Here is a 24,640-nt window from a genome sequence, read left to right as displayed (position 1 = left end):
AAATGACCGTTCAAGCATTTGATCCGACCAGCCAGGTGGTAACCGTTACCCCCGCCGCGCTGGCGCATTTTCGTCGACAGGTTACCCGTGAGCCCGGTAAGTCCGTGCGCCTGAGTGTGAAAAAAAGCGGCTGCACCGGCTTCAAGTACGTGGTCGACATGGTCGAGAAGGGCGCTGAAGACGACCTGCGCTACCAGCTGGATGACCAGGTCCAGCTGCTGGTGGACTCGGACAGCCTGCATATGCTGTCCGGCACCGAAATCGATCTGGTAACCGAAGGTATCAACCGCCAGATCCGCTTTACTAACCCCAACGTCAAAGACCAGTGTGGTTGTGGCGAAAGCTTCAGTGTGAGTTGAGATGGAAAGACGCATGGTGGTAGCGCGGGCCGACTGTCCCGCGCGGCGAGTTCCCGATGGTACTCCGCTGACGATTCCCAAGGATACCTTTGTAACCATTACCCAGGCCCTGGGCGGCAACTATACCGTTACCTACAACGGTCAGATGGTGCGCGTCGATGGCACCGACGCAGACAGGCTCGGTCTTGAACCGGAGCTGTTGAGCTTCCCGCCGGCGACGGACGACCTGATCCACGAAGAGCAGGTATGGACCGCGCTGAAGACGGTATTTGACCCGGAGATCCCGGTGGACCTGGTCAATCTGGGGCTGATCTACGCAGTCAATATCGACCAGCAGAGCAAGCGGGTGGACATCACCATGACGCTGACCGCGCCAGGTTGCGGCATGGGACCTGTTCTGGTCGGTGACGTCGAGTATCGGGTACGGTTGGTGCCGAACGTAGAGCAGGTAAATGTCGAGCTGGTATTCGACCCGCCCTGGAGTCGGGAAATGATGAGCGAGGAAGCACAGCTCGAAACCGGCATGTTTTTCTAAGGACCACGCATGAGCCAATTCGGTACGGACGTCACCAGCGACGATATTCTCGAGACCCTCGCTTTCTTCGACAGCTGGGAAGACCGTTACAAGTACATCATCGACCTCGGCCGTGAGCTGCCTCCGCTGGAGGATCAGCATCGCACCGATGAGAATATCGTCCGTGGTTGCCAGAGTCAGGTCTGGCTGACCAGCCGCGAAGAGGGGGGCAAGCTCTACTTCGATGCCGACAGCGACGCCTTCATCGTCAAGGGTCTGCTGGCTGTGGTACTCGCTGCCTACAATGGCAAGGCACCCCGGGACATTCTGGATTTCGATATCGAGGACTATTTCGCCCGGTTGAACCTGCTCAAGCATCTGAGCGTGACCCGGGGCAATGGACTGCGGGCCATGGTCAAGCGCATCCGGGATACCGCAGAGTCGGTCTGATACGCCAGTCTATGGCCAGTGGCCATTGTAATGGCTCCAGCTTCACGTTAGCCTACCGGCAAACAAGAACGCGGGTGAGCGATGCAGAGAATCTGGAGTCGTCTTCGTAATGATCCCTATCTGGCGATCGTTACCGCCGCAGGTTTGATGGGGCTTGCCAGCCTGGCGCCCTTTGCGGTGTATCGCCTGATCCAGGGCGACACCCTGATGGTGGTACTCGACTCGCTGATGGTGCTGGTCGCTGCCTTCGTGCTGTACCTGGCGTGGGTGCACAGGCGACCCCGGCTGGCCGGGCAACTTCTTGCGGCGGCCTACGCCGTAGGAACCGTATTCGTTGTGCTCTATCTTCCGGTCAGCGGTCTCTATTGGTTCTACTGCGTCATCCTCCTCAACTTCTTCATCATCCCGCCGCTGCCCAGCACTCTGCTGACCCTGGCATCACTGGCCACCATATGCAGCTATGGCATCTGGCGGCCCGGCGTCGTATTTGCGGATAACCAGCAATTGGTGCTGTTTACCACCACCAGTCTGTTATGCAGCCTGTTCGCCTTCATGTTTGCCTGGCGTACCACCCAGCAGCGCAGAAAACTTCAGCAACTGGCCAGCCTCGACCCGCTCACGGGTATCGGCAACCGGCGCATGCTGATGCGCGAGATGGACATTGCGGTTGCCAACTACGGGCGCAACGGCATCCAGTGCGGATTGTTGCTGCTGGATATCGACCACTTCAAGCAGATCAACGACAACCATGGCCATGCCGAGGGAGATCGGGTTCTGGTGGAACTGGCCCGGCTGATCTGGAACATTTCCCGGCGCACCGACCGGCTGTTCCGACTCGGCGGGGAGGAGTTCGTGTTACTGCTGCCCAGCCTCGGGGAAGCAGGGCTGGAAGCCGCGGGCAACAACATGGTCCGCACGGTGGCCGCGCAGCTGCGCTGTCATGGCAAACCGGTAACCATATCCATAGGCGGTGCCTTGCTTCAGCCAGGGGACGATAGCAATAGCTGGATGAAGCGGGCCGACGTGCGTCTGTATCAGGCCAAGAACGGCGGACGCAACAGGAGCGTGGTGGCCGAGGGGCATGCCGATCTGCGGGTGATACCCCGCGGACGCGACCGGGCTCTGCAGGAGCCCAGCGCTCTGGGAGTGGGGTCAGCGTCTGGCGATGATCCACACTGCATGGATGATGCCGGGAATGTAGCCGAGCAGGGTGAGCAGAATATTCAGCCAGAAGGCACCGCCAAAGCCCACCTGAAGGAAAACCCCCAGCGGCGGTAACAGGACGGCAGCTATGAGACGGATGATGTCCATGTAATCACTCCTTATCTGTTAGGTAGCCGAAACACCGGCTCTCCTTGTGACTGCAACGCAGGAATCAGGTTCCGACACCCGCTCCGGTCTAGTACAGGTCCTGCCGATAACGGCTCAGCCGCTGCAGGCGATTCCATTGCTCCGCGGTCAACAATTCCTCAAGGGCACGCCGTACAGCCGTACCCATCCCACGGAGGCTGCCACATACATGAATGCTCGCACCCTGATCGACCCAGCGCCGCAGTTCATCAGCATGGGTGCGTAGCCGGTCCTGCACATATTCCGGTTGCTCGGGAGCGCGGGAGAAACAGCGATCCAGGCGGATCCGGCCGTCCCGCGCCGGCAGTTCCAGCTCCTCACTCAGCCAGCGGTCGTGCTCCTGGCAGCGCTCGCCGAAGATCAGCCACGCCGGGGACATTCCCTGACGCTGATGCTGCCTGAGCAGGCCCCGAAGCCCGGCAATACCAGTACCTGCGCCGATCAGGATGACCGGCGCCGAAGCCCTGCAGAGGTGAAACTGCGGGTTGGGCAGCAACTGGATTTCCACGGTGTCACCGGGTCGCACATCGTGGCACAGCCAGCCTGAAGCGCGGCCGAGCGTGCCATCGGCATGGATAACCTGACGAACGATGAGTTCGAGCACGCCATCCTCCGGCAGGCTGGCCACCGAGTATGTGCGCAGCAGATTGCCAATGCGCAACTGGGCGAGATCACCGGCTTGCCAGGCAGGCATCTTCCCGCGCGGCTGAAGGCGTATCAGCCAGACGGGCGCGCCGGGGCTCTGGGCATTGAGTAACTGCCGATCCAGCAACCGCCAGGGGCGAAAGTCATCACTGAGCATGATCCTCTGGCCCGTGGCCTGGCCGAATCGCTGTTGCCACTGCCGCAGCGTTTCCGGGTCGAGCCGGTCCACCTTCTGCAGCGGCAGCAGCGGGCGAGCCCCGGCGCTGATGAACCATTCGGAAAGGTGCTGGCCGAAGGCGCAGAAGCCCGCGTAGCCGCGGTCCCCCAGTGCCAGGACGGCGAAGCCCAGCGTACGCAGGTCAGGGGAGGTCTGCCGCGCGATGCGCCAGAACACAGCGGCATTATCCGGCGCCTCCCCTTCACCATAGGTGCTGACCACCAGCAATACCCTGCGGTACGCCAGCAGTTGTCCTGGTCGCAACTCATTCAGCGCCATGAGGGCAGCGGTGTGGTCGGCTGAGGTAAGGCAGCGGGCGAGCTGTCCGGCCAACCGTCGAGCAGTGCCGGACTGGCTGGCATAAAGCACCAGCCAGTCCGGCGAGGCAGCGGCCTCAGCCGGCTGCCTTCCTGGCCTTTCACGCCCGGGCACAAGACAGACCCAGCAGATCGCCAGCCACGCAGCCAGCGCCAGCGCGGCCCAGACCTGCCGAGCATCGAACCAATCCGGAAATGCGGAGAACACCGTCAGGGGGCCATGACTTCCAGGGTTGCACTGTAGCTCGCCCGGCGCTGGGTCAGAGGCGCTGCAAGCCCTTCGTCCTGCACCTTTCTGGCTTCCAGCCACCAGAATCCCGCGCTCGGCCAGTTTATGCTTACCTTGCCATCGGATGAGGTGGTAAACGTCAGCTCATTGAGCTTGTCGCGATGGCGTACGCCGCCTGGAATCACTTTGATCTCGACGCCGGCGGCGGGCTTGCCATCCAGAAGAAAGACCAGCTCGCTGTTTTCTCCGGCGAAAAGGTCATTGGGGTGGGTGACGGGGTGCAGTTCCAGCCCCCGACCGGTGGGCTGCAATACCGTATCGGTGGGCTGCCCGGAGGTGATGAAAACCTCCATGCGCGACTCCATCTGGCTTACCTCGATATCCGTCGCATTACCCGGAATGGTACCGGGCAGATCTTCCAACGCGCCCATCCATCGGCGGTCTTCGCCGTTCTCCTGGAAGCGCGCCATATAGCGGGGCGCTCCTGCCACTGCCAGCTTGTAGGTACCTTTCTGCGCGAGCTCCACATCGAAGACACTGCGGTACTTGCCGATGTGGCCATTACGGGGAAGGATTGTGCTGCCGTCCGGCGCGGTTATCACCAGTTGGTTGGCCGGCCTCGGTCGGGCCGGGGCAGCAGACTCCGGAGTGTCTCGCTGGGGTGGTTGGCCGATGCCCTGGAGCACCAGTGGATGATGCTCGAATGAAAACAGCTCGTTGGAGACTGCGGCGTCCACCGTCACCCAGGGCGCCTCTCCGGAAAGGATGGTGGCAGAGGGCAACAGCCAGGCGCGATGGGCCTGGGCAGTCAGCGGCAGGCTGGCGACCAGCGCGAGTACCAGGCCAGGGGCAAGTGATTTCAACATGTGATCTCTCCGATGATGGGTGTCAGGGCTGCAGATTGAGACTGATGCGGCCCAGCTCGCTGGTACCGCCTTGCTGATGGGACTCGGGCTCGGCCACCGGCCAGCGGAACGGCACTCTGACCAGCTCGCGGCCGCCCACCTCCCGTGCTGCTTCAACGACCAATTGATACTCCCCGGCATCCAGCCGCTGCAGGGCCCGGTGGTCGCCGCCAAACCGCAGACTGTGTTCACCTGCCGGTCGGGTGGCACCGGACAGGCCGTCGACGGGCAGCGTCAGTGCGCGTCCGCTGCGTCGCCACCACTGGCGCATGTCCTTGAGCCATTTCTCACCTTCACGGTCACGCAGTTTCAGGTCGTACCACACCGCCAGGTCGGCCACATGGCCGGCGGTGTTCTCTATCCATATCGCCACATAGGGCCGGTGGTACTCCGCGACCGCCAGGCGCGGGACCTCCACCTTGACTTCCATTTCGGTGGCGGTGGCCTGTGTGGTAATGACCGCCAGCAGGGGCAGCAGCACTTTTCTGTGCATGGAATATCCTTCTATTGAGTTAATGAATAAGCAGCAGGGCTATGAGGACCGGGATCAGCAAACCAAGACCGGTGACCGGCCAGGTCGCAGGTCGGCTGCGTGCCTGCCGGTGCAGCAACAGCAGCCCGGTCAGCGAGAACAGCACGGATACACCGGCGAAGATGTCGATGAACCAGCTCCATGCGGTACCGGCGTGACGTCCCTTGTGCAGGTCATTGGCGTAGGCAATCCAGCCACGATCGGTGCTTTCGTGGAATACCTCACCGGTATGCAGATCAATCGTCAGCCAGGCGTCGCCGCCTGGGCGCGGCAGCCCTAGGTAGAGTTCATCGTCGGACCACTCGGCCCGCGTCGGATCGAAACGCACGTCCAGCTCGGTTCTCAGCCAACTGCGCAGCGAGCCGGGGAGGGTCTGATTCCGTGCAACGTCCGGAAGCAGCTGCAGGAGTTCTTCCGGCAGCCGGGTTTCGGTACTGCTCACCACTGGCTGGGACTCGATCGCCCTCGCATGGTTGAGCGTGATACCCGTCACGGCGAACAGCAGCATGCCCCCCAGACAGAGGGCCGAGCTGATCCAGTGCCACTGCCGCAGGGTGCCGATAAACAGATATTTCATCTGCTCAGAACCGGTAATTGGCCGACAGCCAGAGGCTGCGCGCCTTCTCGGTCACGTTGTAGTCGTTGGAGCAGGTCCAGCTGTCGTGCGCCCCCAGATCGTCGTAGGTCGGATCGCAGCTGCGGCCGGCCATGTCCTTGTCCAGCAGGTTGTTGATTCGGCCATGCAGGGTGAGGGCCTCGCTGGCCTGGAAGTGCATCGCCAGGTGATAAAGATCATAGGACTTGTAATACAGCTTGCGGGTGACCGGTTGCGGGCCGGTGCTGACGGCGGTGCCGCGGTAACGCTCATCACGCAGTTCGGCGATCAGCGATACATTCAACCGGGGCAGAACGTCCCAGCTGAGCGTGCCGTTGAGCATGTGTTCCGGCGTATTCACCAGCGGCAATCCCTTGTTGGCACCGCTTTTCTGCTCGCTGTCGGTATAGGTGTAGTTGCCGCTCAGGGCCAGCGTCGGAATGATCTCCCAGCGCGCCGCGAGCTCGATGCCCCGGGTCTCCGCCTTGTCCACATTGGTGTTCTGGCTGAAGCTGTCATACCCCAGCTCTGCCCAGCCCGGCCCGACGTCCACACACCCTGAGCTGAGATATCTCACGCCATCGGCGTTGTAGCAGTTGGGAATGGCATCCGCCCGGGCGATCTTGTCCTTGAAGTCGTTGTAGAGCAGCGTGACGTTGGCATTGAAGTTCAGCAGGTTGTCGTAATAGGCCGCCACCTCGTAGTTGGTACTGGTTTCCGGTTGCAGGTCCGGGGTGCCGACCATCGGGCTCACGCCCTGACCGCCAAAGCCCGTGATGCCGGCGAACAGCTGATTGGGCTTGGGTGTCTTGTAGCCCGTGCTGACACCTCCCTTGAAGGTCCAGTTATCGTCCGTACGCCAGGTCAGATAACCGCGCGGGCTGACCTGCGAGCCAAACAGGTTGTGGTCGTCGTAGCGCGCCCCGACGGTCAGGGTCAGTGTATCGGTCAGGTCCCAGTTATCCTCCGCAAACAGCGCCCATTGCCGGTGATCCTGGGTGGTGCCGGACCGGTAACTGGCCCCATCCATACCAAAGACACCATCCTCCATTTCAGCGAGGAAGTACTGACCGCCCACGGTGAAGTGATGCCTGCCCAGGGTATGGGCCAGCTTGGTATCGAAGATGGTGTTGCGGATTTCCAGCTCGCGCCGCTGTCTGGGCAGGAAGCTGGCCTGCAACTGATCCCGCAACTCGTCGGTCAGTTCGGGGATGGCCACACCCTGATCCGCAGCTGCTTCGTCCCAGATGGCTTGCAGGTTGCTGCGTTCCTGGACGGTGAGGGGCAGGGAGCGACCGAGGTTGTTGCTGGTGCTGCGGGTCAGGCTGGAGGTGCTGGTGCCGAAATTCCAGCGGCCGGTGTGCGCCAGCACGTACTGTTCCCGCTCGTTGCGCTGATATTCCGCGTAACCCACCCGAGGCTGGATGACGCCTTCCCGACTTGCGCGCCACAGGCTCTCCACCGAGTCCAGGGTGCCGGTCTGACCCTCGGTATTGTCATACCGCTGTTTCGCCAGGTCGTACTCGAACTGGAAATCATGGTCCTCAAGAGGGGTGAGGTTCAGGGTGAGGCCGGCATTCCAGTTCTTCGCCGCGACTATCTTCTTGTCACCGAAACTGCCTCTATCCTCGAACAGGCTGCCGTCGCCGTTGACCAGACTGCCAAGACTGTAACCGGGATCGCTCTGATCCCGATCATAGAGACCGGCCCGCAGTCCCAGGCCGACCAGACCGACCACCAGCGGGCCGCTGGCATACACATCGGTCTTGCGGTCATCACCGAACTGGGAGTCTTCCTGAAGGGTAAGCCCATGGGTGATGGAACCACCCCATCTGTCCATCACCTTGCGGGTGATGATATTGATCACTCCACCCATGGCGTCGGCCCCGTAGAGGGTCGACATCGGCCCGCGTATGACTTCGATGCGTTCGATGGCGTCCAGCGGCGGCATGTACATGAACTGGCTGTTGCCGAAATTGTTCGGGCCGATATCACCCACATCACTCTGGCGGCGACCGTCTATCAGCACCAGCGTGTAATCCTTGGGCAGGCCGCGCATGGTGATGCTGATATTGCCATTCTTGTCGAGGTCGGCGCCCACGTCCACGCCTTCGACGTCCCGCAGGGCATCAGCCAGCCCGGCGTACGGTTTGCGCTGCAGCTGTTCGCGAGTGATCACGCTGATACTGGCAGGCGCATCGGTGATCTTCTGTTCGTAACCGGTGGCGGACACGACGGTCACATCCGGCAGATGTACCGGGGATTCACTGGCCAGTGCCAGGCCCGTCGTCAGCAGGCCGATGCCCCCAAAGACACGGGAAGGAAGAGTAGTGTTGATCGACATCCTGATAGTACTCCTTGAGCAGGGTAGGAAGTTCCAATGTGATCACCACGCTAATCAGAATCATTATCATTTTTGTTTGCGGGACGGATTATATAGAGAAATGCGATAAAGGCCAGCGGCAAATGAGAACCAGTGCCGTTTATGGGTGGATAAAACGCAAGGAAGGAGGGGGAGGTGGGCGCAAATAAAAACGCCCGCGATAAGCGGGCGTGTCCGGTGCACAAGAGTCAGAAGTCGTAGGTAGCCGAGACCCAGAGCCGGCGGCCTTCTTCGAGAGTCCCGTCTACAGAGCGGCCGGTCTGAATGTAGTCGGAGACCCATGCCGGATCGCCGTTCGCCAGGGTGTAGGAGGTGCCCTTGGTGAAATCCTTGTCCAGCAGGTTGTAGATTGCCGCGTTGAAGCTCAGGTTTTCGGTCGCGCGGAACGAACCGCCCAGACTGAAGACCTCGTAGGCTTTCAGGTCGCCCGCCGCGTCCAGCAGACGCTGGTTCGCACCGCTGAGGTTGTCGTAGTTCTGCAGGAAGCGCTCCCGGTCACTGCGGTATTCACCCTGCAGCCAGATACTGGCCTGGGAAGTTGCGTCCCAGGTCAGGCGCGCTGTAATCAGGTGTTCCGGTGTGTTGGTGAGCGGGGCGCCCTTGTTCTCGCCGCTCTTCTGTTCGCTATCGGTGTAGGTGTAGTTGGCGCGGATGTTCCAGGCCGGGGCGAACTGCCATTTGCCGGAAACTTCCACACCCTGAGTTACCGCCTCGTCAACGTTGACATCCCAGCCTACTTCTCCTTGGCCATCGAACCCGATAAGGTTGTAGCAGTCCGCTGGTGGCGGCACTTGCAGCGGCTCGTCACCCTCGCCGTTGTAGTTGCAGTTGTAGCGGCTCGTGGACTGGATCTTGTCCTTGAACTTGTTATGGAAGATTGTCAGGTTGGCATTGAAGTTGGCCAGGTTATCGTAATAGATGCCGAATTCGGTATTGGTGCTGATTTCGGGATCGAGGTCCGGGTTCCCCACATTGGCCACGGTGCCCTGGCCGCTGATGCCATTCAGGCCCGGGTGCAGAGCGTTGACACTGGGCGTCTTGTAGCCGCGGCTTACGCCACCCTTCAATGTCCAGTTGTCGGTGGTGTTCCATACCAGATAGGCCCGCGGGCTGAAATGACCACCGAACGCGTCGTGATCCTCATAACGACCACCCAGCGTCAGGGCTAGATCATCGCGCATGCGCCACTCGTTCTCGGCAAACAGAGCCCAGCTCTTCTGATCGAATTTCTGCGGTGCGATACCATCTTCGGTCTCGGTATCCCACCACTGACCGCCAACGGTGGTGATGTGGCTGTCGCCAAGGGGGGCGACAAGCTTGGTGTCGAAAATCAGATCGGTGGATTTCAGCTCCCGGTCGTTGCCGACGATGATGCTCGGATAACCGGTGTAGGAACTGCCGACCCCTTCGCCCGGAATGGTGCGGCCCAGAGTCTCGGTGACGTTGCGGGTCAGGGTGTTGCTCCACTGGCCGAAACCGAGACGTGCTTCATGGCCCAGCACGACCTGGTTGCGCTCGAACTTCAGCTCATCCTTGTAACCGTTGATGGTATCCGGATCCAGGGTGGCACAGCCGGCAACCGCATTTCCGCCGGCGCGGCCATCGAGAGTACCCAGCTGGCAATCGTCATTGTTATAGGTCTGCACTCCGCGCTCGAGATCAACGAAGAAGGAATGCTGGTCGCCGGGGGTGAAGTTCAGACGCGTACCGACGGTGAAGTTTTCTCCTTCCACCGGCGAAGCACCGCGCTTGCTGACGTTGCTGCCGTCGCTGAAGGTCAGATCGGAGGCGTCGCGATCGTAGAAGCTGCCCCGCAGGGTCAGACCGACAAGATCGTCGACCAGCGGGCCGCTGGTGTACAGATTGATCCGGCTGCTTTCACCGTAATCACTGTCCTCCTGAAATACATGATCGACGCTGGCAGTCGCGCCCCATTCCCTGGACACCTTCTTGGTGATGATGTTGACCACACCACCGATGGCATCCGAACCATAGAGGGTGGACATCGGACCACGGATCACCTCGATACGCTCGATGGCCGACATCGGCGGCATGAAGCTGGTGTTGGTATCGCCAAAGCCGTTGGGCGTCACGTCACCACCGGGATTCTGGCGCCGGCCATCGATCAGGATGAGGGTGTACTCACTGGGCATCCCGCGCAGGCTGATGTTCAGCCCACCGGTCTTGCCGGTACCTTGACGGATATCCACCCCTTCCACCCCATCCAGAGCCTGGGCGAGGTTGCTGTAACGGTTTCTGCGCAGATCTTCCTGACTGATCACGCTGATGCTGGCGGGCGCATCGGTTATCTTCTGCTCGAAACCGGCAGCGGTTACCACGGTATCCGCCAGCCGAACGGCATCCTGATTTGCCAATGCGATACTGGTGGCCAGCAGGGCCAGGGTGCCAGCGGCGACCTGGGACGCGTGCAGGGCAGTGGGGTTGCGGGACATCAAATGCTCCTTTCCTTCTTGGTAGGCCGACGGAAAATGCCTGAATAGGGGTCTATTGATAAGCATTATCAAACGCGAACAATGATACATATCGTTCCTTGAAGTTCAACAGAATATTTCAGCGTTTTCAGGGCGGCAGAAACGGGAGGCCCGATAGCAATGCAAGCGGGCTGAGTGGAAGGTATTTATTGAACTAGGAGAGTCGGTTGCAGATCAGAGCGAAAGATCGGAAGGAGGACGCTCGGTGAGGTGCTCACCGAGCGCAGGAGATCATTTGAGCCGGCGCTCGATTCCCATATGTACCAGAATCTTGGCGGAAATCTCTTCCACGGAAAAATGGGTCGAGTTGATGTGCGGGATGTTTTCCCGGCGGAACAGGTTTTCCACCTCCCGGATCTCGAATTCGCACTGGGCGAAGCTGGCGTAGCGGCTGTTCGGGCGGCGCTCGTTACGAATGCTCGCCAGCCGGTCGGCGTCGATGGTCAGACCGAACAGCTTGTGCTTGTGGGGTTTGAGCGCGGCGGGCAGTTGCAGACGCTCCATGTCGTCATCAGTCAGCGGATAGTTGGCCGCGCGGATCCCGTACTGCAGTGCCATGTAAAGGCAGGAAGGGGTTTTCCCGCAGCGCGAGACACCGACCAGAATGATGTCCGCCTCCTTGTAGTGGTGGGTCCGGGCACCGTCGTCGTTGTCCATGGCGAAGTGCACGGCATCGATGCGGTCCTGATAGTTGCTGTTGTGCTGTATGGAGTGGGATTTGCCCACCGAATAGGACGAGCCGGCTCCCAGTTCCTGCTCAAGCGGAGCGAGGAAGGTGGAAAAGATATCTATGATGTGCCCCTGGGAACGGGCAAGCTCATCATGGATCTCGCGATTGACCACGGTTTCGAAAATGATCGGACGCTGACCATCTGCCTCGGCAGCGGCATTGATTTGTTGTACCATGTCCCGCGCTTTTTCCACGGTGTCGACATAAGGCCGAAGCAGTTTGCGGAACTGGATGTTCTCGAACTGCGAGAGCAGACTCTGGCCAAGCGTCTCGGCAGTGATACCAGTCCCATCGGAAATGAAAAAAGCAGTGCGTTTCATGGGTGAAACCTTAAAATAACGGAACTTTGTCGGGCTGAATTGTCGGCCCCATACATGAGCGGTAAGCGTCAAAGCGGCATTGTGGCGTATTTGTGACTTGCAGACCAGACGGCAAAGCCTGCGCTGCCAACCTTATTCATTAGATTGACGGAGAGATCACCTTGCTAGAGTACGTAGTGTCCTTTGAGCAACTGGGTGTTGGGGACGTCGAGCGTGTGGGCGGCAAGAACGCCTCGCTTGGCGAAATGATCAGCAATCTGGCCGGTGCGGGTGTTTCCGTCCCGGGTGGCTTCGCCACCACTGCGGACGCTTATCGCGAGTTTCTCGAGCAGAGCGGGCTCAACGACCGCATCAACGCGGCGCTGGATACACTGGACGTTGACGACGTCAACGCGCTGGCCCGCACCGGCAGCCAGATCCGTCAGTGGATCATGGAGGCCGAGTTCCCCGCCGCGCTGGACAGCGCCATCCGTCAGGCTTTCGCCGAGCTCTCCGCAGGCAATGACAACCTGGCCGTGGCCGTGCGCTCCTCTGCAACGGCCGAAGATCTGCCCGATGCCTCTTTTGCCGGTCAGCAGGAAACCTTCCTCAATATTCGCGGCGTCGATAACGTCATCCGCGCTACCAAGGAAGTATTCGCCTCGCTGTTCAATGACCGCGCCATCTCCTATCGCGTACACCAGGGCTTTGACCACAAGCTGGTCGCGCTGTCTGCCGGTGTCCAGCGCATGGTGCGCTCCGAAACCGGTACTGCCGGCGTAATGTTCACCCTGGATACCGAATCCGGTTTCCGTGACGTGGTTTTCATCACCGGTGCCTACGGCCTGGGTGAGACCGTGGTGCAGGGCGCGGTCAACCCGGACGAGTTCTATGTCCACAAGCCCACTCTTGAAGCCGGTCGGCCGTCGATCCTGCGCCGCAACCTCGGCAGCAAGGCCATCAAGATGGTCTACGGCGAGGAAGCTGCTGCCGGGCGCTCGGTCAAGACTGTGGATGTGGACGTGGCCGAGCGCGCGCGCTTCTGCCTGAGTGACGACGAAGTGGTCAGCCTGGCCAAACAGGCCATGATCATCGAGAAACACTACGGCTGCCCGATGGACATCGAGTGGGCCAAGGACGGTGATGACGGCCAGCTGTACATCGTGCAGGCCCGCCCGGAGACCGTTAAGAGCCGCAGCAACGTCAACGTCATGGAGCGTTACCTGCTGAAGGACAAGGGCACCGTCCTGGTTGAAGGCCGCGCGATCGGTCAGCGTATCGGGGCAGGGCCGGTCAAGATCATCCGGGACGTATCCGAGATGGACAAGGTCCAGCCCGGCGACGTGCTGGTTTCCGACATGACCGATCCCGACTGGGAACCGGTGATGAAGCGCGCCAGCGCCATCATCACCAACCGCGGCGGCCGTACCTGCCACGCGGCGATCATCGCCCGTGAACTGGGCATTCCCGCGGTGGTGGGTTGTGGCAACGCCACCAGCGAGCTGCAGGACGGACAGGAAGTCACGGTGTCCTGTGCCGAAGGCGACACCGGTGTGATCTATGCCGGCCGTCTGGACTTCGATATCCGCACCAACAGCGTGGATGCGATGCCCGAGCTGCCGTTCAAGATCATGATGAACGTCGGCAACCCCGACCGCGCATTCGATTTCGCCAACCTGCCGAACGAAGGTGTGGGCCTGGCACGGCTGGAATTCATCATCAACCGCATGATCGGTGTACATCCCAAGGCGCTGCTGAACTTCGACAGCCTGCCGTCCGAAGTGAAGGACAGTGTCGAGAAGCGCATCGCCGGCTACAGCGATCCGGTCAGCTTCTATGTGGACAAGCTGGTCGAAGGGGTGAGCACCCTGGCTGCGGCCTTCTGGCCGAAGAAGGTCATCGTGCGCCTGTCGGACTTCAAGTCCAACGAATACGCCAACCTCATCGGCGGTCGCCTCTACGAGCCCGAGGAAGAGAACCCGATGCTGGGTTTCCGCGGCGCCTCGCGCTACATCAGCGAATCCTTCCGCGACTGCTTCGAGCTCGAGTGCCGGGCGATGAAGCACGTGCGCAACGAGATGGGGCTGACCAATGTCGAGATCATGGTGCCCTTCGTCCGCACCCTGGACGAAGCCAGTCAGGTGGTGGATCTGCTGGCCGAAAATGGTCTCAAGCGTGGCGAGAACGGTCTGCGCCTGATCATGATGTGCGAACTGCCTGCCAACGCGCTGCTGGCTGACGAGTTCCTCGAGTACTTCGACGGCTTCTCGATCGGCTCCAACGACCTGACCCAGCTGACCCTGGGCCTGGACCGCGACTCCGGGATCATTGCCCACCTGTTCGACGAGCGTAACCCCGCGGTCAAGAAGCTGCTGGCCAACGCCATCGCTGCCTGCCGCAAGGCCGACAAGTACATCGGCATCTGCGGGCAGGGGCCGTCGGATCATCCGGACCTGGCCCGCTGGCTGATGGAGCAGGGTATCGAGAGTGTATCCCTGAACCCCGACTCGGTAATGGATACCTGGTTCTTCCTCGCGGAAAACAACGGCTGATCGGCCCAGGAGCAGAACAATGCAATATGTAACTCCGGATCTGTGCGACGCCTACCCCGACGTGGCAGTGGTGGAGCCCATGTTCGCCAACTTCGGCGGGCACGACTCCTTCGGTGGCGAGATCGTCACGGTCAAGTGTTTCGAAGACAACTCGGTGGTCAAGGAGCTGGTCGAGAAAGATGGCACCGGCAAGGTCATGGTGGTGGATGGCGGCGGCTCCCTGCGCCGCGCTCTTCTGGGCGACATGCTGGCAGAAAAGGCTGCCGGCAACGGTTGGGAGGGGATCATCATCTACGGTTGCGTCCGTGATGTTGATGTTCTGATCCAGACGGCGCTGGGTATCCAGGCCCTGGCCAGCCATCCGATGAAGACCGACAAGCGCGGCATCGGTGATCTGAACGTGCCGGTCACCTTCGGCGGCGTCACCTTCCGCCCGGGCGAGTTCGTGTATGCCGACAATAACGGCATCATCGTCTCTCCGGTTGCCCTGAAAATGCCCGAATGACGTTGGACTGAGAGCGGAGCGGCGCCGGGCGGGTGACATTACCCGCTCGGCGCGCGTCTTTGCTCTGTGCCTACTCATTCGGAGATTGCCATGGAAGATCCTTTCGAGCATCACCTGCGCAGCTTGATGCAGAACTCCAGCCCCTCGACCTCGAGTCTTGAGGATGACCGGCGACTGGAACGCGTACTGCACCGCGCACATATTCACGGCGGCCTGTTTGATCTTCTCAAACTGTTTGCCAACTGGGGCTGGGTCATCAGCGAGGGGGGTGCCCGCGGGCTTCGTCACGCCAGGCCCGTACGTCGCAGCGAACCAGAACCTCCTCCTTCCGACCTGAATTCACAGTGAGCCTGCCATGGACCATGTAACCTGGGGCCAGAGCTTCATCAACGCGATGACGGCTCTGTGGGCCAAGATAGCTTCATTCATTCCTGATCTGTTCACGGCGCTGATCATCGTCCTGCTGGGCTTCGTGGTTGCCCGGATCGTCGACGCCATCCTGAGCAAGGGCCTGGCCAAGCTGGGGCTCGATCGACTGATGCGTGGCGCAGGGGTCACCCGTATGCTCAGCCGGATCGGCATCGCCTCGCCGGTATCTTCAGTGATCGGCAAGATCGTCTACTGGTTCATCGTACTGACCTTCGTCGTTTCCGCCGCCGAGACCCTGGGTCTGGCGCGGGTGTCCGCTACCCTGGATGCCTTTGCGCTCTATCTGCCCAAGGTGTTCGGCGCCGCGTTGATCCTGTTGGCGGGCCTGCTGTTGTCCCACCTGGTCGCGGGTGTGGTCAAGGGCACGGTGGAAAGCATCGGCGCGGATTATGCAGGCGGTATCAGCCGCCTGGTTCAGGGGCTGCTGGTCATCATTACCGTGTCGCTGGCCATCGGTCAGCTGCAGATCGAAACCCAGCTGCTCAACACCGTCATCGCCATCGTGCTCGTCTCCTTCGGTGCGGCAGCTGCACTGGCCATGGGGCTGGGCAGCCGGGATACGGTCAGCCAGATCATCGCCGGCGTCTATCTGCGGGAGCTGTATGAGGTAGGTGACCGCATTACCGTGGATGGGCTCGAGGGGGTCATCGAGGAGATCGGTACCGTCAAGACCTCGCTGATGGACGATGACGGCCGGATCATCTCCATGCCGAACCGCGCACTGATAGACCGACCTGTCTCGCGCTGAGCGCGGGGCAGGGCAATATTCCCCAAGTGATGATGCAGTCTTGAGCAACCCATCTGCCTCACGCAGTCGCAGCCGACTCTCCGACATGACGGATGAAGAGTTGGTAATTCAGGCTCAGCGTGAACTTTTTCATACTACCGTTGCCTATGAGGAGCTGATGCGAAGATACCAGCGTACGCTCTTCAATGTGTGTGCCCGGTATCTTGGCAATGAAAGGGATGCTGATGATGTATGTCAGGAAGTAATGCTCAAAGTGCTGCATGGCCTGAAGCAGTTTGAAGGTAAAGCCAAGTTCAAGACATGGCTATATAGCATTACTTACAACGAATGCATTACTCAGTATCGAAAAGAGAAGCGGAAACGACGGTTGTACGATGCGCTGAGTCTGGATGGTCAGGAAGAAGCGCACGAGCCCGAACAACCGGCGATGGACAGCAAGGGCCTTGACCACTGGCTGGTGCATGTCAATCAGGTTGACCGGGAGATACTGGTGTTACGCTTCGTGGCCGAGCTGGAGTTTCAGGAAATAGCGGACATCATGAGAATGGGCCTGAGCGCGACGAAGATGCGTTACAAACGTGCTCTGGAGAAGCTGCGCAAACACGTCAGCAATCCATTCTGAACACTTGCTTGCTGTTTTATCAGCTCTGCTATACTGCGTATCGAGTTTTGCGCAAAACCTAACGTCCGAATGGATTTAACGGGGATTCACAGATGAAATTAAAAAATACAGTAGGTATCGTTGTAAGCGCCGCCATGGCAGCCTCCGCGCTTCCGGTAATGGCTCAGAGCGCTGGCTCGGTTGAAGTTGAGGCTTTCGCGAAGCGCTACTTCACAGACAGTATGCGCAACCTGGATGATGGCACCCTGGTTGGTGGCAGCATCGGTTACTTCCTGACCGACGATGTACTGTTGAATATCGGCCTGGGTACCTACAAGAGCCTCGACGTCGACCAAGCCGGCAGCCCGTATGACGGTGACGAGATGGACGGTCGCATGGCCCATCTGGAAGCCGTATACCACTTCGGACAGGGCGCACTGCGTCCCTACGTTTCCGGCGGCTTCGCCCACCAGGAACTGGACCAGCCCGGCACCAGCCAGGAAGACCGCACCACCATGGCCATGGCGGGTGTAGGTATCAAGAACTACCTGAACGAGAACTTCTTCGTCAAGGCAGGTGTTGACGCCCTGTACGGCATTGACCATGGCAATACCGAGTGGCAGGCCGGTGTGGGCCTGGGTCTGAACTTCGGTGGCTCCAAGCCCGCTCCGGTTGTTGCTCAGGCTGAGCCGGCACCGGCTCCGGCGCCCGCACCGGAACCCGCTCCCGAGATGCAGTCCGTACGCGTTGAGCTGGACGTGAAGTTCGACTTTGACCGCGACACCATTCGCCCCGAGTTCCGTCAGGACATCCAGAGCCTGGCCGAGTTCATGAAGACCTATCCCTCGGTCACCACCACTGTTGAAGGCCACACCGACTCCGTCGGTACTGACGCCTACAACCAGGATCTGTCCGAGCGCCGCGCCAACTCCGTGCGTCAGGCTCTGATTGATGAAGGTGTCGAGTCTTCCCGCGTCAATGCTGTCGGCTATGGCGAATCCCGCCCGATCGCCGACAACTCCACCGATGACGGTCGCGCCATGAACCGTCGCGTGGAAGCTGAAGTGGAAACCCAGGTCGAAGTTCGCTGATCGAACTCTGGCAATAAAAAACCCGGTCTCAGGACCGGGTTTTTTCATGTTCGGCTGGTGCGCTCAATCAATATGATTGACGCCCGGGAAGCGCAGGCGGAAGTCTTCCGGCATGGGGGTTACCTTGGCCGCCAGGAAGTTGTAGAAAACGAAGCCGGACTTGGCCAGCGCTACCAGCTCTCCGGTGTCCAGTTTGGTAATGCGGAAGATGATATCACCACCGTATTTGTTGAGATCCATCAGCCCCACTTCAAACACAAGCGTTTCTCTGGCGAAGGCTTCACGGCGATAAGTGGTGGCCAGGTCGGTGACTATGATGCCGACATCATTGACGCTGACTTCTTCAATACCGAACTGATAAAGAAAGCGCGCCCGCGCTTCCGAGATCATGGATACCATGGAATCGTTGGCCAGATGCTTGCCGGAGTTGATGTCGGTGATGCGGACGGTCAGTTGCGTGGTGAAATAGAACTGATCTTCCGGAAATTCCAGATGTAAACGTGCCATTCTAAAAAACCTGCTGCTGCATGGAGTGCCGGGGACCGGAAGCAAAGCCGGGACGGCGGTGAAGGGCGTATTGTACGCGAGCGGGGCAGAGGGTGACAGCGACCTGCCAACCCCTCAAAGAAAAGGCCACCCGAAGGTGGCCTTTCCTCAACACCGGGCCAGAAGCCCTGAATGGTCGGAATTAACCGAACTGGTTCATGGTGTTGTCTTTACCACCCGCTTTCAGAGCAGCTTCGCCAGCGAAGTACTCCTTGTGGTTGTCACCGATGTCGGAGCCAGCCATGTTCTGGTGCTTGACGCAGGCGATACCCTGACGGATTTCCTGACGCTGAACGCCCTTGACGTAGGCCAGCATGCCTTCATCGGCGAAGTAGCCCTTGGCCAGGTTGTCGGTGGACAGCGCGGCAGTGTGGTAGGTCGGCAGAGTGATCAGGTGGTGGAAGATACCTGCTTCACGGGAAGCGTCAGCCTGGAAGGTGCGGATGCGCTCGTCGGCTTCGTTGCACAGCTCGGTACCGTCGTACTCGACGCTCATCAGGTTGGCGCGGTCGTAGGCGGAAACGTCCTTGCCTTCGGCAACCCAGGCATCGTACACCTGCTGACGGAAGTTCAGAGTCCAGTTGAAGGACGGGCTGTTGTTGTAGACCAGCTTGGCATTCGGAACCACTTCGCGGATGCGGTTGACCATCTCGGCGATCTGGCCGACGTGGGGCTTCTCGGTTTCGATCCACAGCAGGTCGGCACCGTTCTGCAGGGAAGTGATGCAGTCCAGAACCACGCGATCAACACCAGTGCCTTCACGGAACTGGAACAGGCCGGACGCCAGACGCTTGGGCTTGAGCAGCTTGCCGTTGGCCTTGATGACGACGTCACCGTTCTCGATGTCGTCAGCGCTGGTGATGTAGTCACCATCGATGAAGCTGTTGTACTGATCGCCCAGGTCGCCCGGCTCGTTGGTCACGGCGATCTGCTTGGTCAGGCCTGCGCCAAGGGAGTCGGTACGGGCAACAATCACACCGTCGTCAACGCCCAGTTCAAGGAAGGCATAGCGTACGGCGTTGATCTTGGCCAGGAACTCGGCATGGGGAACAGTTACCTTGCCGTCCTGGTGGCCGCACTGCTTCTCGTCGGAAACCTGGTTCTCGATCTGGATGCAGCAGGCGCCAGCTTCGATCATCTTCTTGGCCAGCAGGTAGGTGGCCTCTTCGTTGCCGAAGCCGGCATCGATGTCGGCGATGATCGGCACAACGTGGGTTTCGAAGTTGTCGATCTGGGCCTGGATTTCAGCTTCACGGGCCTTGTTGCCTTCGGCGCGGGCATCATCCAGAGCAGTGAACAGCAGGTCCAGCTCACGGGTATCAGCCTGACGCAGGAAGGTGTAGAGCTCTTCGATCAGTGCGGCGACGGAGGTCTTCTCGTGCATGGACTGGTCGGGCAGCGGGCCGAACTCGGAGCGCAGCGCGGCAACCATCCAGCCGGACAGGTAGAGGTAGCGCTTGTTGGTGGTTTTCAGGTGCTTCTTGATGGAGATCAGCTTCTGCTGACCGATGAAGCCGTGCCAGCAACCCAGGGACTGGGTGTAGGCGGAGCTGTCGGCGTCGTATTCGGCCATGTCCTTGCGCATGATGGCTGCGGTGTACTTGGCAATATCCAGACCGGTCTTGAAGCGGTTCTGAACACGCATGCGAGCTGCGTATTCCGGGTTGATTGCGCTCCAGCCGTTACCTGCAGCTTCTTTCAGCGCAGCAACAGCCTTGATTTCGTTTTGGTAAGCAGACATGGTCAATCCTTCAAAGTGTGCGATTGGTTCTGACGTTGGTCGACCCCGAACCCATCAGCCAGAGCATGGGTGCGGCACTCCGCAGTGCGTCGAAACAGGGACCGGAATTGAAGAATGACAGGAGAGAGGAGGGTGACGAACAGTCCCCTGATGCGGATGTCCTGACCGCTCAAGCTGTAGCTCGATAGGGCAATGACTATCCAGGCCATGCAGGCTGTTACGTTTTGATTCGCTTCCCCGTCCCTCAGGACAACTTCGTTCCAGTCGCAACCTCGTCGAACTGCCTTGTGGGCGGTAGAGACACGAGTGGTTCCTTAGGTTCCGGAATCCACCCGGAGCCCCGTTCGGGGGCTCTGGCTAGCGGGAGCGGGGCAATAATGCGGGTTCGGAAGGCAGAAGTCAATGCGGATGTAGTGATTTAATAAAAACACTACAAATCTATAACAAAGCTCAATCCAACCGCTCCACCATGACCCGGATACTCTGTTGCATCGCACTGCCGGTGGTGATACGCCGCCCGATATCCCGGCTCTGCCCGCTGGCCAGGTCATCGACACCGCCGATGGTTACCCACTCGCCCAGCGGTGCAGTCACCACGGTGTCGGTACGCTGCACGTCGATCACGTCATTGCCCGCCGCGCGGGTCCGGTCATGATTGGTGCTGAGGGTGATGGTGGCGCGGTCTCCATTGAGTCGCACCGTCGCGTAGAACCCGGACGTCACGTCATGGTACTGGGTCTGCTGCATCACCTGGCCATGGATAGTCGATGTGGCGGATTCCAGCGGAATGCTCTGACCGCTCTGGATGAGCACCGGGTATCCTTCGTTGGCCATGATCGTGCGCACCCCATCGTCGCTGCCGGTGGTTTCCCGCCGAATGATACGCGCCTGGCTGCCACGGCCAGGATGCCCGATCTCCAGATCGCCGGCGCCGGTCCGGATGCGGCCATCCAGCCGATACCCGCGTTGGCTGCCGCTGCTGCTGCCGGCATTGGCCACGCTGATGCGCAGCCGGGCAGGGCGCCGGTCGAGATCATCGAGCAGGACACGTATCTCCTGCAACCGCTCGGGCTCGGCACGAATGATCAACTGGTTGCCGTAGGCCGAAGCGCGCTCATCGGGGCGCAGCAATGGCTGAATGGCGGGCAACAGATTCTCAGCCAGACCGTAATTCAGCGGGATCACCTCGGTACGGGGGGCGGCGGTCAGGTGCAGGGGTGTCAGCAAGGCGACCATGACAAGCATGCCGACAGTGAAGGAGAAAGATTTCATGCTGCTACCTCGGCGATTGGGCATACCGAGTTTAGCAGCTGGTGTCAGTCGGCGGTGGGGGTCCAGCGCATCCGCTGGTGGGGGATACCGGCATCCTCATACACATCGGAGCAGACCACAAAACCCAGCTGCTCATAGAATCCGAGGGCGTGGGTCTGGGCCGACAGCTCCAGTTGCCGCATACCTGCGTCCCGCCCATGACTCATCACCGCAAGCATCAGTATCTTGCCCAATCCCTTGCCCCTGGCTTCCGGGAGCAGCGCCACCCGGCCGATACGGCCGCTGGCGAGAAGCCTGGCGGTCCCCAGGGGGCGCTCATCGACCGTGAGCAGGAAATGCGTGGCCGTCAGATCATGCTCGTCCCACTCCAGCTCGGGCGCGACCTTCTGCTCCTCGACAAAGACCTGTTGTCGGATGGTGCGCAGTGCCGGAGTGGTCTGCCAGTCGATGGTGCGGATCCGGATGTCATTCATCGCTGCTGTCCTCCTCATCGGGCTCGATCACGAAGTCTCCCTTGATCAGCAATTGCTCGACCAACTGCATGGCCTCGTCATCTCCGCGCCACGGCTGCAGCGCCTCTGCGCTCAGGTAATCCTGATTGCAGAGCGTCTGTACCAGTGGCAGCAGGTGGATGGGCAACACACAGTGCTCGCCACTGGCGAACAGCATCAGATAGCTATCCTGCTCCCGCCGCCAGGCGAGCCGGGCGCTGGGGTTGCGGATCAGACCATAACCATTGTCCAGAATCTGCCCCAGCAAGTCCGGTTCGAGGTGCTCCTGGGGCTGGATGAGCTCGGGATAGCGCGGCTCGGTCATGAATCGCCCGAACCAGGTGCCCAGCGCCTCGCGGTCCTGTACCAGGGACAGAACGAGCTGCTGAAGGCGATCCACTGTCTGCTCGTCGATCTGTGCCGGGTCGGCAGGCAAAACGAGATCGGCGTCGCCGTAGCGTTGCTCGTCACCCAGATACTGCGCAAGAAAATCGGTGAAGTGAGTAATCACCTCAGCATGACTCGGGGCGCGGAAGCCGATCGACCAGGTCATGCACTCATCTTCAGCGATGCCGTAATGGGCCAGCCGCGGCGGCAAGTAGAGCATGTCGCCGGGCTCCAGTACCCATTCCTGCTGCTGCTCGAACTCGCTCAGGATGCGCAGATCCGGGTGCTCCAGCAACGGACTGTCCGCATCGCACATCTGGCCGATCTTCCAGCGTCGGTGCCCCTGGGTCTGCAGAAGGAAGACGTCATAGTTATCGAAATGCGGGCCGACGCTGCCGCCGGGTGCGGCAAAGCTGGTCATCAGATCATCCACCCGCCAGCTGGGCAGAAAACGGAAGGCAGCCAGCACCTCGGCGACCTCCGGCACGAACTGGTCGACCGCCTGAACCAGCAAGGTCCAATCACGGTCGGGCAACCTGCGGTAATCGTCTTCCGCGAAGGGGCCGCGGCGCAGTTCCCATGGGGTGGCGCCGTGTTCCAGCACCAGTCGGGACTCGACTTCCTCTTCCAGTGACAGGCCTGCCAGCTCGTCCGCTGACAGCGGATTCTCGAAATCCGGAAAGGCCTGGCGGATCAGCAGCGGCTTTTTCTGCCAGTAGTCGCGGAGAAACTCCTCGGCAGGCATGCCGCCGGGCAAGGTGTTCACGGCAAAGTTCATCTGACAGTCTCGCTAATGAATATGAAAGGGAAGGTGGGGACAGAAAATCATTGCCCGGCCGGAGCCGGGCAATGGCGGGGCTCAGACGCGGCGTGCCTGGGCTGCAGCGTTGCCGATGTAGCTGGCGGGAGTCAGCGCCTTGAGTTCCAGCTTGGCTTCATCAGGAATCTCCAGCCCATCGACAAAGCTGCGCAGTGCCTCCGGAGTGATTCCCTTGCCACGGGTCAGTTCCTTGAGCTTTTCGTAGGCCTGGGGTACCGCGTAGCGACGCATCACGGTCTGGACGGGCTCGGCCAGAACCTCCCAGCTGTTGTCCAGATCCTCTGCGATGCGCTGAGCATTCACCTCCAGCTTGCTGATCCCCTTGAGGGTGGATTCGTAGGCGATCACGCCGTGGGCAAAGCCGACACCGAGATTGCGCAACACGGTGGAGTCGGTCAGGTCGCGCTGCCAGCGGGAGATGGGCAGCTTGCTGGCCAGGTGCTGGAGGATGGCGTTGGCAATACCCAGGTTACCTTCGGAGTTCTCGAAGTCGATCGGGTTCACCTTGTGCGGCATCGTCGAGGAGCCAATTTCGCCGGCTACTGTCTTCTGCTTGAAATAGCCCAGCGCAATGTAACCCCAGACGTCCCGATCGAAATCGATGAGGACGGTGTTGAAGCGCGCCACTGCATCGAACAGTTCGGCGATATAGTCGTGCGGCTCGATCTGCGTCGTATACGGGTTGAACGTCAGCCCCAGGGTGTCCTCGATGAAGTGGCGTGCATTGGCTTCCCAGTCGAGCTGGGGATAGGCGGACAGGTGCGCGTTGTAGTTGCCCACCGCGCCGTTGATCTTGCCCAGCAGCGGAATGCTCTCGATCTGGTGGATCTGGCGCTCCAGGCGGTAGACCACGTTGGCCATCTCCTTGCCCAGCGTGGTCGGGGAGGCGGGCTGGCCATGGGTGCGTGAGAGCATGGGCACGTCAGCAAACTGCACTGCCAGCTGACGGATCTCGTCAGCGATGCGGCGCATCAGCGGCAGCACCACCTCATCGCGACCGGCGCGCAGCATCAGCGCATGGGACAGGTTGTTGATGTCCTCGGAGGTGCAGGCGAAGTGGATGAACTCGCTGACCGCTTCCAGCTCCGGCAGTTTGCCGGCCTGCTCCTTGAGCAGATATTCGACAGCCTTTACGTCATGATTGGTGGTGCGTTCGATTTCCTTGATGCGCTCTGCGTGGCTGAGCTGGAAGTCGTCCACCAGATTGTTCAGCAGTGCGTTGGCTTCGTCGGAGAACGGTTGAATCTCCGGTATGCCGGGGTGCGCCGCCAGACATTGCAGCCAGCGAACCTCAACCTGCACTCGGAAGCGGATCAGACCATATTCACTGAAGATACTGCGCAGACTTGCGGTCTTGCTGCCGTAGCGGCCATCGACGGGTGATACGGCAGTCAGGGAGGAAAGTTGCATAGAGATTCTCATCAATAGGGCTGGCTGAAA

General features: G+C 60.3%; 23 protein-coding genes and 1 pseudogene. 10 read left to right on the top strand and 14 right to left on the bottom strand.

Annotated features, from left to right (window positions below):
• Positions 1-2 precede the first annotated feature (2 nt).
• The 4 genes and pseudogenes from IEW63_RS12795 to IEW63_RS14755 form a co-directional block, all read left to right on the top strand.
• A complete protein-coding gene (locus IEW63_RS12795; protein ID WP_188637018.1) occupies positions 3-359 on the top strand; it encodes a HesB/IscA family protein in 357 nt (118 codons plus the stop codon).
• 13 nt (positions 360-372) lie between these two features.
• Entirely contained in the window at positions 373-894 is a 522-nt protein-coding gene (sufT, locus tag IEW63_RS12790) for a putative Fe-S cluster assembly protein SufT (protein ID WP_188637017.1), read from the top strand.
• 9 nt (positions 895-903) lie between these two features.
• Positions 904-1,323 (top strand): SufE family protein, encoded by a 420-nt coding sequence (locus tag IEW63_RS12785; RefSeq protein WP_188637016.1) that lies wholly within the window; start codon positions 904-906, stop codon positions 1,321-1,323.
• A gap of 81 nt (positions 1,324-1,404) precedes the next feature.
• A pseudogene (locus IEW63_RS14755) lies at positions 1,405-2,385 on the top strand (GGDEF domain-containing protein); the annotation flags it as partial.
• A 90-nt stretch (positions 2,386-2,475) separates the two neighbouring features.
• Here IEW63_RS14755 and IEW63_RS12780 read toward each other — a convergent pair.
• The 8 genes from IEW63_RS12780 to ppsR all read right to left on the bottom strand — a co-directional run bounded on the left by IEW63_RS12780 (position 2,476) and on the right by ppsR (position 12,038).
• Positions 2,476-2,634 (bottom strand): YqaE/Pmp3 family membrane protein, encoded by a 159-nt coding sequence (locus tag IEW63_RS12780; protein ID WP_188637015.1) that lies wholly within the window; start codon positions 2,632-2,634, stop codon positions 2,476-2,478.
• 88 nt (positions 2,635-2,722) lie between these two features.
• Positions 2,723-4,060 (bottom strand): sulfite reductase subunit alpha, encoded by a 1,338-nt coding sequence (locus tag IEW63_RS12775; RefSeq protein WP_188637014.1) that lies wholly within the window; start codon positions 4,058-4,060, stop codon positions 2,723-2,725.
• A gap of 2 nt (positions 4,061-4,062) precedes the next feature.
• Positions 4,063-4,947 (bottom strand): DUF4198 domain-containing protein, encoded by an 885-nt coding sequence (locus IEW63_RS12770; RefSeq protein ID WP_188637013.1) that lies wholly within the window; start codon positions 4,945-4,947, stop codon positions 4,063-4,065.
• A 22-nt stretch (positions 4,948-4,969) separates the two neighbouring features.
• Entirely contained in the window at positions 4,970-5,479 is a 510-nt protein-coding gene (locus IEW63_RS12765; protein WP_188637012.1) for a DUF2271 domain-containing protein, read from the bottom strand.
• 19 nt (positions 5,480-5,498) lie between these two features.
• A complete protein-coding gene (locus IEW63_RS12760) occupies positions 5,499-6,095 on the bottom strand; it encodes a PepSY-associated TM helix domain-containing protein (protein ID WP_188637011.1) in 597 nt (198 codons plus the stop codon).
• 4 nt (positions 6,096-6,099) lie between these two features.
• Complete coding sequence (locus IEW63_RS12755; protein WP_188637010.1) at positions 6,100-8,457, bottom strand: TonB-dependent receptor domain-containing protein; 2,358 nt, start codon at positions 8,455-8,457, stop codon at positions 6,100-6,102.
• A gap of 227 nt (positions 8,458-8,684) precedes the next feature.
• Positions 8,685-10,949 (bottom strand): TonB-dependent receptor domain-containing protein, encoded by a 2,265-nt coding sequence (locus IEW63_RS12750; protein ID WP_188637009.1) that lies wholly within the window; start codon positions 10,947-10,949, stop codon positions 8,685-8,687.
• A 270-nt stretch (positions 10,950-11,219) separates the two neighbouring features.
• Positions 11,220-12,038 (bottom strand): posphoenolpyruvate synthetase regulatory kinase/phosphorylase PpsR, encoded by an 819-nt coding sequence (gene ppsR / locus IEW63_RS12745; RefSeq protein WP_188637008.1) that lies wholly within the window; start codon positions 12,036-12,038, stop codon positions 11,220-11,222.
• A 161-nt stretch (positions 12,039-12,199) separates the two neighbouring features.
• Between ppsR and ppsA the strand changes: the two genes are divergently transcribed.
• The 6 genes from ppsA to IEW63_RS12715 all read left to right on the top strand — a co-directional run bounded on the left by ppsA (position 12,200) and on the right by IEW63_RS12715 (position 17,943).
• Positions 12,200-14,569 carry a phosphoenolpyruvate synthase gene (ppsA, locus tag IEW63_RS12740; RefSeq protein ID WP_188637007.1) on the top strand — a complete coding sequence of 790 codons (2,370 nt, stop codon included), beginning with the start codon at positions 12,200-12,202 and terminating at the stop codon, positions 14,567-14,569.
• Between the two features lie 19 nt (positions 14,570-14,588).
• Positions 14,589-15,074 carry a ribonuclease E activity regulator RraA gene (gene rraA / locus IEW63_RS12735; protein ID WP_188637006.1) on the top strand — a complete coding sequence of 162 codons (486 nt, stop codon included), beginning with the start codon at positions 14,589-14,591 and terminating at the stop codon, positions 15,072-15,074.
• Positions 15,075-15,164: 90 nt separating this feature from the next.
• Entirely contained in the window at positions 15,165-15,422 is a 258-nt protein-coding gene (locus tag IEW63_RS12730; RefSeq protein ID WP_188637005.1) for a hypothetical protein, read from the top strand.
• Between the two features lie 7 nt (positions 15,423-15,429).
• Positions 15,430-16,251 carry a mechanosensitive ion channel family protein gene (locus tag IEW63_RS12725; RefSeq protein ID WP_188637004.1) on the top strand — a complete coding sequence of 274 codons (822 nt, stop codon included), beginning with the start codon at positions 15,430-15,432 and terminating at the stop codon, positions 16,249-16,251.
• An 85-nt stretch (positions 16,252-16,336) separates the two neighbouring features.
• Positions 16,337-16,873 carry an RNA polymerase sigma factor SigX gene (gene sigX, locus IEW63_RS12720; RefSeq protein ID WP_188637003.1) on the top strand — a complete coding sequence of 179 codons (537 nt, stop codon included), beginning with the start codon at positions 16,337-16,339 and terminating at the stop codon, positions 16,871-16,873.
• Between the two features lie 92 nt (positions 16,874-16,965).
• On the top strand, positions 16,966-17,943 hold the full coding sequence (locus tag IEW63_RS12715; RefSeq protein WP_188637002.1) for an OmpA family protein: 978 nt from the start codon (positions 16,966-16,968) through the stop codon (positions 17,941-17,943).
• 63 nt (positions 17,944-18,006) lie between these two features.
• On the opposite strand, the gene IEW63_RS12710 is transcribed toward IEW63_RS12715, so the two are convergent.
• The 6 genes from IEW63_RS12710 to purB all read right to left on the bottom strand — a co-directional run bounded on the left by IEW63_RS12710 (position 18,007) and on the right by purB (position 24,610).
• On the bottom strand, positions 18,007-18,450 hold the full coding sequence (locus IEW63_RS12710; protein ID WP_188637001.1) for a thioesterase family protein: 444 nt from the start codon (positions 18,448-18,450) through the stop codon (positions 18,007-18,009).
• 181 nt (positions 18,451-18,631) lie between these two features.
• Entirely contained in the window at positions 18,632-20,230 is a 1,599-nt protein-coding gene (locus IEW63_RS12705; protein ID WP_188637000.1) for an isocitrate lyase, read from the bottom strand.
• 450 nt (positions 20,231-20,680) lie between these two features.
• Complete coding sequence (locus tag IEW63_RS12700) at positions 20,681-21,502, bottom strand: secretin N-terminal domain-containing protein (RefSeq protein WP_188636999.1); 822 nt, start codon at positions 21,500-21,502, stop codon at positions 20,681-20,683.
• Between the two features lie 44 nt (positions 21,503-21,546).
• Positions 21,547-21,975, bottom strand: a complete 429-nt coding sequence (locus IEW63_RS12695; protein WP_188636998.1) for a GNAT family N-acetyltransferase — start codon at positions 21,973-21,975, stop codon at positions 21,547-21,549.
• Positions 21,968-23,158 (bottom strand): ribosomal protein uL16 3-hydroxylase, encoded by a 1,191-nt coding sequence (locus IEW63_RS12690; protein WP_188636997.1) that lies wholly within the window; start codon positions 23,156-23,158, stop codon positions 21,968-21,970. Before IEW63_RS12690 ends, IEW63_RS12695 begins: the two co-directional genes overlap by 8 nt.
• A gap of 81 nt (positions 23,159-23,239) precedes the next feature.
• Complete coding sequence (purB, locus tag IEW63_RS12685; protein WP_188636996.1) at positions 23,240-24,610, bottom strand: adenylosuccinate lyase; 1,371 nt, start codon at positions 24,608-24,610, stop codon at positions 23,240-23,242.
• Positions 24,611-24,640 lie beyond the last annotated feature (30 nt).

The organism is Halopseudomonas pertucinogena, from assembly GCF_014646575.1.
Lineage (GTDB): Bacteria > Pseudomonadota > Gammaproteobacteria > Pseudomonadales > Pseudomonadaceae > Halopseudomonas > Halopseudomonas pertucinogena.
Note: the sequence above shows the minus strand (reverse complement) of the source record. Positions and strands in the feature narration are given on the sequence as shown.

Coding starts and splice junctions, on each gene's coding strand:
- IEW63_RS12795 (WP_188637018.1), top strand. CDS start 3: ATGACCGTTCAAGCATTTGATCCGACCAGCCAGGTGGTAACCGTTACC.
- sufT (WP_188637017.1), top strand. CDS start 373: ATGGTGGTAGCGCGGGCCGACTGTCCCGCGCGGCGAGTTCCCGATGGT.
- IEW63_RS12785 (WP_188637016.1), top strand. CDS start 904: ATGAGCCAATTCGGTACGGACGTCACCAGCGACGATATTCTCGAGACC.
- IEW63_RS12780 (WP_188637015.1), bottom strand. CDS start 2,634: ATGGACATCATCCGTCTCATAGCTGCCGTCCTGTTACCGCCGCTGGGG.
- IEW63_RS12770 (WP_188637013.1), bottom strand. CDS start 4,947: ATGTTGAAATCACTTGCCCCTGGCCTGGTACTCGCGCTGGTCGCCAGC.
- IEW63_RS12765 (WP_188637012.1), bottom strand. CDS start 5,479: ATGCACAGAAAAGTGCTGCTGCCCCTGCTGGCGGTCATTACCACACAG.
- IEW63_RS12760 (WP_188637011.1), bottom strand. CDS start 6,095: ATGAAATATCTGTTTATCGGCACCCTGCGGCAGTGGCACTGGATCAGC.
- IEW63_RS12755 (WP_188637010.1), bottom strand. CDS start 8,457: ATGTCGATCAACACTACTCTTCCTTCCCGTGTCTTTGGGGGCATCGGC.
- IEW63_RS12750 (WP_188637009.1), bottom strand. CDS start 10,949: ATGTCCCGCAACCCCACTGCCCTGCACGCGTCCCAGGTCGCCGCTGGC.
- ppsR (WP_188637008.1), bottom strand. CDS start 12,038: ATGAAACGCACTGCTTTTTTCATTTCCGATGGGACTGGTATCACTGCC.
- rraA (WP_188637006.1), top strand. CDS start 14,589: ATGCAATATGTAACTCCGGATCTGTGCGACGCCTACCCCGACGTGGCA.
- IEW63_RS12730 (WP_188637005.1), top strand. CDS start 15,165: ATGGAAGATCCTTTCGAGCATCACCTGCGCAGCTTGATGCAGAACTCC.
- IEW63_RS12725 (WP_188637004.1), top strand. CDS start 15,430: ATGGACCATGTAACCTGGGGCCAGAGCTTCATCAACGCGATGACGGCT.
- sigX (WP_188637003.1), top strand. CDS start 16,337: ATGACGGATGAAGAGTTGGTAATTCAGGCTCAGCGTGAACTTTTTCAT.
- IEW63_RS12715 (WP_188637002.1), top strand. CDS start 16,966: ATGAAATTAAAAAATACAGTAGGTATCGTTGTAAGCGCCGCCATGGCA.
- IEW63_RS12710 (WP_188637001.1), bottom strand. CDS start 18,450: ATGGCACGTTTACATCTGGAATTTCCGGAAGATCAGTTCTATTTCACC.
- IEW63_RS12705 (WP_188637000.1), bottom strand. CDS start 20,230: ATGTCTGCTTACCAAAACGAAATCAAGGCTGTTGCTGCGCTGAAAGAA.
- IEW63_RS12700 (WP_188636999.1), bottom strand. CDS start 21,502: ATGAAATCTTTCTCCTTCACTGTCGGCATGCTTGTCATGGTCGCCTTG.
- IEW63_RS12695 (WP_188636998.1), bottom strand. CDS start 21,975: ATGAATGACATCCGGATCCGCACCATCGACTGGCAGACCACTCCGGCA.
- IEW63_RS12690 (WP_188636997.1), bottom strand. CDS start 23,158: ATGAACTTTGCCGTGAACACCTTGCCCGGCGGCATGCCTGCCGAGGAG.
- purB (WP_188636996.1), bottom strand. CDS start 24,610: ATGCAACTTTCCTCCCTGACTGCCGTATCACCCGTCGATGGCCGCTAC.